This window comes from Actinomycetota bacterium (genome assembly GCA_035540895.1).
Lineage (GTDB): Bacteria > Actinomycetota > JAICYB01 > JAICYB01 > JAICYB01 > DATLFR01.
In genome coordinates this window covers 1-9,083 of record DATLFR010000136.1, presented here as the reverse complement: position 1 = coordinate 9,083, position 9,083 = coordinate 1, and the positions used below count along the sequence as shown (strand labels likewise).

The window sequence follows — 9,083 nt, the reverse complement described above, 5'->3', positions numbered from 1 at the left end:
GATGATGCGTTCCTTCGACCGGTCCGACCCGCCGCCGGAGGACGTCCTGCTCCCGTTCGTGCAGGCGCAGCAGACGACCGCGCGACTGGCTTGGAACCCCTACCTGCACGACCCGAAGCTCCCGCGCCGGCTCGGCCGGGTCACCTGCCCCTCCCTCGTGGTCTGGGGGGCGGAGGACCGGTTCGTCCCCATCGCCCACGGCGAGGAGTACGCGCGGCTGCTGCCCGAGGCGCGACTCGTGCGGGTGGAGGGAGCCGGACACCTGCCGCTGATGGAGCGCCCCGCCGAGGCGGGGCGCGCGATACGGGAGCACCTGGCCTGATGGACCTGCAGCGCCGCAAGCTCTGGAGCGACCGGGCGACGTGGGTCGTCGCCTTCGCCGCCCTCGGTTACATCGTCTACCGCAACATCCGCTTCCCCAGCGACTTCATCGAGATCGTCCTCTACGTCTTCGGTGCCCTCGTCGTCGCCGCGTTCGCCTTCAGCGAGCTCCGGGTGGGGAGGCGGCGACCGGCTCCCGGCCCCCGCTCGTCGTTCGCCGGATCGGCGGCCTACGTGGGGGCGGCCGGCGGAGGGGACGGCGGTCCGAGACGCACGGAGTCGGCCGCCGTGCCGGGGGTCATGGAGATCGAGCCGTTCGGACTCGTGTGGCGCGCGCGTTCGGCCCCACCGTCCGGACCGCACGAGCTGCGCGTCCCATGGCGGGACCTGTACTCATGGCGCCTGCAGGGGGTGATCCCCGGCATCGGCCGGGCGAACGGCTACCTCACGGTCCGGACCGCGGACGAACGCACGACCGTCTTCCACGTCTGGCACACGAAGAGGTGGCGCACCGAGCTCGCCGAGGCGGCGGTCGCGCTACCCACCTACCAACGGCCCGATTGGCTCCCCGACGAGGCGGGAGCCGAGTTCCCCGCGCTTCTCGCCGACCACATCGACCCGGACGGTCCGGCGTCGCCGAGGGTGCTCGGCGAGATCGCCCGGCCCCCCTACCGGGCGCAGGAGCCCGCCCCACGGAAGCCCGCTCCCGTCAGGGAGCCGGAGGCTCCCGCGGAACCCGAGCCGGCGCCCGAGCCCGAGCCGGCACGGGAGCCGGAGCCCGAACCCGAGCCGGCAACCGAACCGGCGCCCGATCCCGAGCCGGCGCGGGAGCCGGAGCCCGAGCCCGAGCCGGCGAGAACGGAACCGGCGTCGGAGCCTCCTACGGAAGAGGAGCAGCAGACCATGACCGTGACCGCACCCGCCGAGACCACGTACGAGGCCGTGATCGGGCTCGAGTGCCACGTGGAGCTCTCGACCGACTCGAAGGTCTTCTGCGCGTGCCCGACCACGTTCGGGGCCGAGCCGAACACGCAGATCTGCGAGGTGTGCACCGGGCAGCCCGGCACGCTGCCGGTGATCAACGAGAGGGCCGTCGAGTACGCGATCCGGATCGGCCTCGCCCTCAACTGCGAGATCGCCCCCAGGTCCGTCTTCCACCGGAAGAACTACTTCTATCCGGACATGCCGAAGAACTACCAGATCTCGCAGTACGACATCCCGCTCGCGTCGCGAGGCTGGCTCGAGGTGGAGGTGGACGGGGAGACGAGGCGGATCGGCGTCCATCGGGTGCACCTCGAAGAGGACACGGGGAAGACGAGCCACGTGGGGGGGTCCGGACGGATCGGCGACGCCGAGTACGCGAAGGTCGACTACAACCGGGCCGGGGTCCCGCTCGTGGAGATCGTGAGCGAGCCGGACATCCGCAGCCCGGAGGAGGCGCGGGCCTACCTGACCGAGCTGCGGGCCCTGCTGCAGGCGATCGAGGTGTCCGATGTCCGGATGGAGGAGGGGTCCCTGCGTTGTGACGCCAACGTGTCCATCCGTCCGGTGGGGGAGACGGCGCTGGGAACGAAGGCCGAGGTGAAGAACATGAACTCGATCCGGTCCGTCCAGCGCGCACTGGCCCACGAGATCGAGCGCCAGACCGAGCTGGTGGGGTCGGGGGGCCGGGTCGTCCAGGAGACGAGGCATTTCGACGAGGCGTCCGGACGGACGCTGCCCGGACGATCGAAGGAGGGGAGCGAGGACTACCGGTACTTCCCCGATCCCGACCTCGTCCCGCTCGCGCCGAGCCGGGAGTGGGTGGATCGCGTTCGGACCTCCCTCCCGGAGCTCCCCTCCCAGCGCCGCCGCCGGCTCGTCGAGGAACACGCGCTGAGCGAGCGCGACGCGCGCACGCTCACGGCGACGAAGGCTCTGGCGGACGCCTACGAGTCCGCCGTCGCCGCCTACCCGGGCGACCCCCGGTCGATCGCCAGGTGGTACATCGGCGAGCTCTCGGCGATGGCGAACGAGAGGGGCGTCGAGCCGCACGAGGCGGGGGTCGGGCCCGAGCAGGTGGTGGCGCTACAGACCCTCGTCGACGAGGAGAGGATCTCCATCTCGGTCGCGAAGGGGACCGTGCTGCGCGCCGTCGCCGAGACGGGCGCCGACCCGGCCACGGTCGTGGCCGAGCAGGGCCTGGCCCAGATCTCGGGCAGCGAGGAGCTGACGGGGGTCGTGGACGAGGTGATCGCGGACAGCGCCAAGCTCGTGGATCAGATCCGCTCCGGCAAGCTCGGGGCGGTGAACGCGCTCGTCGGGCAGGTCATGAAGCGGACCCAGGGTCGCGCGAACCCGGAGGTCGTCCGGTCGCTGATCTCCGAGCGACTCGGGCTGTAAGGTCGCCGGCTCCCGGCGCGTATCCATCTCCGAGCGGAGGGCGAGCGGCCGTCATCGTGGGCGTGCGGACGCAGGTACCCGTCCCCGTTCGCGACGTCCGGGACCTCCCCCCGGTCCCGGACGTCGCACGCCCGGCCGAGTGGAGGAGGCATGCGGAGTCTGATCGCGAAGGCGGTGGCCGTCGTGGGCGTGGCGGTGCTGTCGCTGATCGCCTCGTCTCCGGCGCACGCAGGCGGCTCCGTCTGTGCGAGCGCTTCGTTGACCGTGAACGGCCGATCGGTCGTGAACGAGTCGACCTGCGAAAGGCTCCCCTGAAGCTGCGTGATCCAATGTTCGAGGGCCCCGCGAGGGGCCCCTCCGACATATCGGACATCCCGCGATCGGGGCTGGACTCACCTGAGTAGACTCTCCTCGTGAGCACGGCGGAATCGGACCTGCGGGCTGCCATACGCCAGCTGAGCGCGACCGCATCGCGGCTGGCCCGCAAGGACGGCGAGGACCTGGTGCAGGAGGCGCTGGCCCGGGCCCTCGCCAAGGGGGTCGACCCGCGCGCGCTGCCGTGGCTGCGCACCGTCACGCGGAACCTCGCCGTCGACCGCGCGCGACGCGCACGCGAGGTCGCCAGCGGCGGGTCCGAGGAGATGGACCGGATGGTCACCGACCTGACGGTGGGCCCGGAGGACCAGGTCATGACGGCCGAGGATCGACGGGCCGTCAGGGTCGCGTTGGCGACCCTGCCCCCGCGCTACCGTGACGCTCTGGTCGTCTACGCGAACACGGGCGACGCACGAGAGGTCGCCCGGACCTTCGACCTCACGCAGGGAGCCACGCACACGCTGCTGTGTCGCGCACGGGAGAGGTTGAGGGCGGCGTTGGAGCGGTCCGGTTTCGTCCCGGGCACCTTCCTGGCCAGGCTCCAGCGGTGGCAGGAGGCCCTCACCGCCGGCTGCCTCGCTGCGGGGCTCGCGGCCGGGGGTCTGCTCGGTGCGGGTGCCCCCGGGCCGGCTCCCGTGAGGGCGCCCGAGGCGGCTCGGTCCGCGGCGGTAGCGCCTATCGTCACGGAGGCCTCCTCAGGTTCCGTCGTCCGCGCCGTGCAGCCTCGCTCCGCCGCGGCCGGACAGACGGTCGCGGCCCCGGTTGGGGGAACCCCCGCACGCGAGGTCGTCGCGGACGTAGGTCTCGGCTGCTCCGAGGAGGGTCCCGATGGTGGATCGGGTCCCGTCGTGGGCGTACGGATCGAGAACGGGACCGAGGACACCCCGGTCGACGTCCTGGCCGACGCCCTTCGCGGGCGTCCCGACGGAACCCCGGGAGGATGCGTGTGAAGCGTCGCTCGCTGAAGGTCCTGCTCGCGGCGGTCGTCGTGGCCCTCACGGCCGCAGGAGGCTCCGCGGACGCGGACCCGACCTCCGACCGCGTCTGCGTATACGGAGGGTGGGCGCCGATCCTGTTCGTGGAGCACTGCGTCGATGTCCCGGGGTACCCGGCCGCTCCCGCCGCGCCGGTCCCCGTCGTCGGTCAGTAGCCCTCACCTCGGCCGCCCGCCCCTATCCTGGGAGCCCGGGCGACAAGGAGGACACGCATGACCCATCACGACCACGGGGGCGACCCGCGCCCACGGTCGCGCGAGGTGACCGAGGGGTTCGAGCGGGCCGGAGCACGAGCGATGCTCCGAGCGGTCGGGTTCTCCGAGGAGGACTTCAACAGACCTCAGGTGGGCGTCGCCTCCTCGTGGAACGAGGTCACGCCGTGCAACCTGTCGCTGGACCGGTGCGCGGACTGGGCGAAGGAGGGGGTCCGGGCGGCGGGTGCGGTGCCGGTCGAGTTCGTGACGATCGCCGTGTCCGACGCCATTTCCATGGGCCACGAGGGGATGCGCGCCTCCCTCGTCTCCCGCGAGGTGATCGCCGACTCCGTGGAGCTCGTGATGCACGCGGAGCGCTTCGACGGCGCCGTCACCATCGCCGGCTGCGACAAGTCGCTGCCCGGGATGCTCATGGCCAGCGCCCGGCTCAACCTGCCGTCGGTCTTCCTGTACGGGGGCACGATCATGCCGGGCCACTGGCAGGGGCGCGACGTCACCATCCAGGACGTCTTCGAGGGCGTGGGCGCGGTCTCGGCCGGCCGCATGACCGAGGCTGAGCTCGGCGAGCTCGAGCGGGTGGCCTGTCCGGGGGCCGGGTCCTGCGGGGGCATGTACACGGCGAACACGATGGCGTCGGTGTCCGAGGCGCTGGGGATGTCGCTGCCCCTGTCCGCCTCGATACCCGCGCTCGACCCGCGTCGGGAGGCCCTGTCCAGGGCCACGGGGGAGGCGGCCGTCCGGATCCTCGAGCTCGGTCTGCGGCCGCGCGACATCATGACGCTCGAGGCCTTCCGCAACGCGATCGCCGTCTGCTGCGCGGTCGGCGGCTCCACGAACGCGGTCCTGCACCTGCCCGCCATCGCGCATGAGGCGGGGATCGACCTGGAGATCGACGAGTTCGACCGGGTCGCCCGCCGGGTGCCCCACATCGCCGACTTCAAGCCGATGGGACGCTACGTGATGACCGACCTCGACCGGATCGGGGGCGTCCCCGTCGTCATGAAGGAGCTCCTGGACGCCGGTCTGATCGACGGCGACTGCATCACGGTGACCGGCCGGACCGTGGCCGAGAACCTGGCCGACGTGACGTTCCCCGGGGGCCAGGACGTCGTCCGCCCCCTGGACGACCCCATCCACCGCGAGGGAGGGTACGCGATCCTGCGCGGATCTTTGGCTCCCGACGGAGCGGTGGTGAAGGTGGCCGGGACCGAGGTGGAGCGGTTCCGCGGTCCGGCGCGCGTCTACGACTCGGAGGAGGAGGCCTTCCGCGCGGTGGTGTCCAAGCAGCTGCGGGAGGGGGACGTCGTCATCATCCGCTACGAGGGCCCGCGCGGCGGCCCCGGGATGAAGGAGATGCTCGCCGTCACCGCTGCCATCGCGGGAGCGGGGCTGGGGGACCGGGTCCTGCTGATCACCGACGGGCGGTTCTCAGGAGCCACCCGTAACCTCTCGATCGCGCATGTCGCCCCGGAAGCGGTCGACGGCGGACCGATCGCGCTGGTCCGGGAGGGCGACATGGTCTCGGTGGACATCCCCTCGCGCACCCTCGATATCGAGGTCGAGCCGAACGAGCTGAAGCGGCGCCTGGAGGACTGGGTGCCGCCCCCGCCCCGCTACACGACGGGAGCGCTGGCCAAGTACGCCCGGCTGGTGTCCTCGGCGTCGAAGGGAGCGGTGACGCTCTAGACCCCCCGATCGCGCGGCTCAGGCCGGCGGGCTCCCCTCGGTTGGGGCCGCGTCCTTCGGGCCGTCCTGCTTCTTGGACAGGACCGCCGCGATCGCCATCAGGACCAGCAGGGCGAGCGTGATCCGCAGGCTCCACGCGCCGAAGGCCTTTATGCGGTCCGGGAGCCAGGGCCACCGGTCGCCGGCGCGCCCACCCAGCCACAGGAAGGTGGCGGCGAACCCCACCGATCCGATCAGGTAGGCGGGCAGGAACTTCCGTATCGACATCCGTGTGCTGCCCGCGACGAGCACGACGGGGGTCACGAGCCACTCAACCATGCGGCCGATGACGACGGCCCCGAACCCGTACCTCTCGATCCACGCGTGCGCGCGGGCGACCTGCTTCGGGTTCCACAGGGAGGCCCACATCGACCCCTCCTTCTCCGCCCGCACGGCCAGCTCGGGACCGAACCGGTACCCGGCCCAGTACAGGACGAGCCCGGACACGAGCGACATCGCGACGGAGGCGATGCCCGAGGCGATCAGCATCCCGGTGTTCCCGCGGACCTCGGTGCCGACCGCGATGAGGATGAGCATCGTGTTGTTCAGGAGCGGCAGAACCCATGGGAACGGCGATGCGAGCAGGCGCGGCAGGAAACCGAACCCGACCCGTTGGGTGATGGCACGGAAGATGAGGAAGAGGATGAGGGCGGCGACCGCCTGGCCGTCGGACAGGCGGCGACGCGTCATGTGCGGCACGGACGCCGGGAGTTCCATCTCCTCGGCCAGGCGCTGCTCCTCGGGCTCGTTCATCCCCGCATCATCGCGTATGGCCGTGGTGGGCGCAGGGAACCGGCCCGCACGTTAAGTTGAACGTTCGTCCGTGATAACGTACGGCGATGGCTGTCCGAACGGCGGAGAGCGTGGGGTCACGGGTCCGGGCGCTGCGGGAGTCGATGGGGCTCTCGCTGCGGGACCTGTCCCAGCGTGCCGGCGTGTCCGCGCCGATGCTCTCGCAGGTCGAACGCGGGGAGACGTCGCCGACGCTGACGGTCGCCGGACGGATCGCGTCCGGGCTCGGGCTCTCGCTCTCCCAGCTGCTGCGGTTGGACGAGGAGCCGCTCGTCGCGGTCGTCCGAGCAGGGCGCGGGAGGACCACCCGTCGCGAAGGTCACCGCTACACGGAGCTCACCCCGGGGCTCCCGGGCCAGCCGACGCTCGTCTCCGTCCACGCACTGGCCGGCGGCTCCCGTACGTCCGGGCCGCCGCTGCACTCGCCCGGGAGCCGGGAGACGGCGGTCGTGCAGCGGGGTTCGGTGGTCCTGGTCATCGCGGGCGACCGGTACGAGCTCCAGGAGGGGGACGCCGTGACCTTCGACGCCGACCTGCAGCATCACTTCGAGAACCCCGGGAGCCGAGAGGCCGAGTTCGTGTCGGTCGTGACGGCTCCAGCGCGAGGAGGCTGAGGATGCCACGGACGCTCGTAGACAAGATCTGGGACTCCCACGAGGTGCGGGACGGTCTGATCTACATCGACCTGCACCTCGTGCACGAGGTCACCTCCCCCCAGGCCTTCGAGGGCCTGCGACTGGCCGGACGCCGCGTGCGTCGCCCGGACCGAACCCTCGCCACGGCCGACCACAACGTGCCGACGGACGGCACCCCCGCCGCCCGGCTGATCACGGACCGGTTGTCGCGCATCCAGGTCGAGACGCTCGAGCGCAACTGCGCCGAGTTCGGCATCCCGATCTTCTCGCTGGGGTCGGACCGGCAGGGGATCGTCCACGTGATCGGTCCCGAGCTCGGCGTGACTCAGCCCGGGATGACGATCGTCTGCGGCGACAGCCACACGGCCACGCACGGCGCGTTCGGAGCGCTCGCGTTCGGGATCGGCACGAGCGAGGTCGAGCACGTGCTCGCGACGCAGTGCCTCGTCCAGCGCCGGCCGAAGACGATGCGCGTGCTCTACGAGGGCAAGCTGGGCCGGTACGTGCGGGCGAAGGACCTGATCCTCGCCACCATCGGACGCCTGGGCACGGACGGCTTCGCCGGTCACGCGGTCGAGTTCGCCGGGGAGACGATCGAGGCCATGTCGATGGAGGGCCGCATGACGATCTGCAACATGACCATCGAGGGCGGTGGGAGGGCCGGCCTGGTCGCCCCGGACGACACCACCTTCGAGTACCTGGACGGCCGCCCCGCGGCGCCCTCCGACATGGGCGCGGCCATCGAGCGGTGGCGGCGGCTCCCGACGGACCCGGGCGCCACCTTCGACCGGGAGGTGACCATCGACGCTTCGGACGTGGCTCCCATGGTGACCTGGGGCACGACCCCGGCCATGGTGGCCGAGGTCACGGGGCGCGTGCCGGACCCGTCCGACCGCCCGGACCCTGGTCTGGCCGAGCGCGCTCTCTCTTACATGGGCTTGGAGCCGGGCACCCCCCTGACGGACATCCCCCTCGACCGCGTCTTCATCGGGTCCTGCACGAACTCGCGGATCTCCGACCTGCGCGCCGCGGCGGCGGTCGTCGAGGGACAGCGGGTCGCGCCCACCGTGCGGGCGATGGTCGTCCCGGGCTCGGCGCAGGTGAAGGTCCAAGCGGAGCAGGAGGGACTCGACCGTGTCTTCACCGCGGCCGGGTTCGAGTGGAGGGGAGCCGGCTGCTCCATGTGCCTGGGCATGAACCCCGACACGCTCGATCCGCAGGAGCGTTGTGCGTCCACCTCCAACCGCAACTTCGAGGGACGCCAGGGAGCGGGCGGTCGTACCCACCTCTGCAGCCCCGAGATGGCCGCGGCGGCCGCCATCGAGGGCCGTTTCGTCGACCTGAGGGAGTGGGCCTGATGGAGCCGGTCACCATCGTCGAGGGCAGGGTCTCGGTCCTGCGGCGCGCGGACGTCGACACCGACCAGATCATCCCGAAGCAGTTCCTGAAGCGGATCGAGCGGACGGGGTTCGGAGAGTTCCTCTTCTATGACTGGGTGAGGTCGGGAGAGATCACGCTGGAGCCGAACCCGATCCTGGTCGCCGGACGCAACTTCGGGTGCGGGTCGTCACGTGAGCACGCACCGTGGGCCCTCCAGGACTTCGGCTTCCGGGCGATCGTCGCACCCAGCTTCGCCGACATCT

The 9,083-nt window shown here is 71.6% G+C and carries 10 protein-coding genes; 9 read left to right on the top strand and 1 reads right to left on the bottom strand.

What is annotated here, in order from left to right:
- From VM840_07655 to ilvD, 6 genes are all read left to right on the top strand, one after another.
- Window positions 1–322, top strand: a 322-nt coding sequence (locus tag VM840_07655) for an alpha/beta fold hydrolase (GenBank protein ID HVL81449.1), incomplete at its 5' end; no start/stop codon positions are given.
- Window positions 322–2,703, top strand: a complete 2,382-nt coding sequence (gatB, locus tag VM840_07650) for an Asp-tRNA(Asn)/Glu-tRNA(Gln) amidotransferase subunit GatB (protein HVL81448.1) — start codon at window positions 322–324, stop codon at window positions 2,701–2,703. The genes VM840_07655 and gatB, both read left to right, overlap by 1 nt.
- Before the next feature lie 150 nt (window positions 2,704–2,853).
- A complete protein-coding gene (locus tag VM840_07645; protein HVL81447.1) occupies window positions 2,854–3,018 on the top strand; it encodes a hypothetical protein in 165 nt (54 codons plus the stop codon).
- Between the two features lie 98 nt (window positions 3,019–3,116).
- Window positions 3,117–4,028 carry an RNA polymerase sigma factor gene (locus VM840_07640; protein ID HVL81446.1) on the top strand — a complete coding sequence of 304 codons (912 nt, stop codon included), beginning with the start codon at window positions 3,117–3,119 and terminating at the stop codon, window positions 4,026–4,028.
- Window positions 4,025–4,228: a hypothetical protein gene (locus tag VM840_07635; protein HVL81445.1), complete on the top strand. Its 204-nt coding sequence runs from the start codon at window positions 4,025–4,027 to the stop codon at window positions 4,226–4,228. Before VM840_07640 ends, VM840_07635 begins: the two co-directional genes overlap by 4 nt.
- A gap of 57 nt (window positions 4,229–4,285) precedes the next feature.
- Window positions 4,286–5,974: a dihydroxy-acid dehydratase gene (gene ilvD / locus VM840_07630; GenBank protein HVL81444.1), complete on the top strand. Its 1,689-nt coding sequence runs from the start codon at window positions 4,286–4,288 to the stop codon at window positions 5,972–5,974.
- Window positions 5,975–5,992: 18 nt separating this feature from the next.
- Here the strand turns inward: ilvD and VM840_07625 are convergent, their stop codons facing one another.
- Entirely contained in the window at window positions 5,993–6,766 is a 774-nt protein-coding gene (locus VM840_07625) for a VTT domain-containing protein (protein HVL81443.1), read from the bottom strand.
- A gap of 86 nt (window positions 6,767–6,852) precedes the next feature.
- On the opposite strand from VM840_07625, the gene VM840_07620 reads away from it, so the two are divergent.
- From VM840_07620 to leuD, 3 genes are all read left to right on the top strand, one after another.
- Complete coding sequence (locus VM840_07620) at window positions 6,853–7,419, top strand: XRE family transcriptional regulator (GenBank protein ID HVL81442.1); 567 nt, start codon at window positions 6,853–6,855, stop codon at window positions 7,417–7,419.
- A 2-nt stretch (window positions 7,420–7,421) separates the two neighbouring features.
- Complete coding sequence (gene leuC, locus VM840_07615; protein ID HVL81441.1) at window positions 7,422–8,798, top strand: 3-isopropylmalate dehydratase large subunit; 1,377 nt, start codon at window positions 7,422–7,424, stop codon at window positions 8,796–8,798.
- Window positions 8,798–9,083: 3-isopropylmalate dehydratase small subunit (gene leuD / locus VM840_07610; GenBank protein ID HVL81440.1), on the top strand; the 286-nt coding region annotated here is incomplete at its 3' end. The genes leuC and leuD, both read left to right, overlap by 1 nt.

Coding starts and splice junctions, on each gene's coding strand:
- leuC (HVL81441.1), top strand. CDS start 7,422: ATGCCACGGACGCTCGTAGACAAGATCTGGGACTCCCACGAGGTGCGG.
- ilvD (HVL81444.1), top strand. CDS start 4,286: ATGACCCATCACGACCACGGGGGCGACCCGCGCCCACGGTCGCGCGAG.
- VM840_07645 (HVL81447.1), top strand. CDS start 2,854: ATGCGGAGTCTGATCGCGAAGGCGGTGGCCGTCGTGGGCGTGGCGGTG.
- VM840_07620 (HVL81442.1), top strand. CDS start 6,853: ATGGCTGTCCGAACGGCGGAGAGCGTGGGGTCACGGGTCCGGGCGCTG.
- gatB (HVL81448.1), top strand. CDS start 322: ATGGACCTGCAGCGCCGCAAGCTCTGGAGCGACCGGGCGACGTGGGTC.
- VM840_07625 (HVL81443.1), bottom strand. CDS start 6,766: ATGAACGAGCCCGAGGAGCAGCGCCTGGCCGAGGAGATGGAACTCCCG.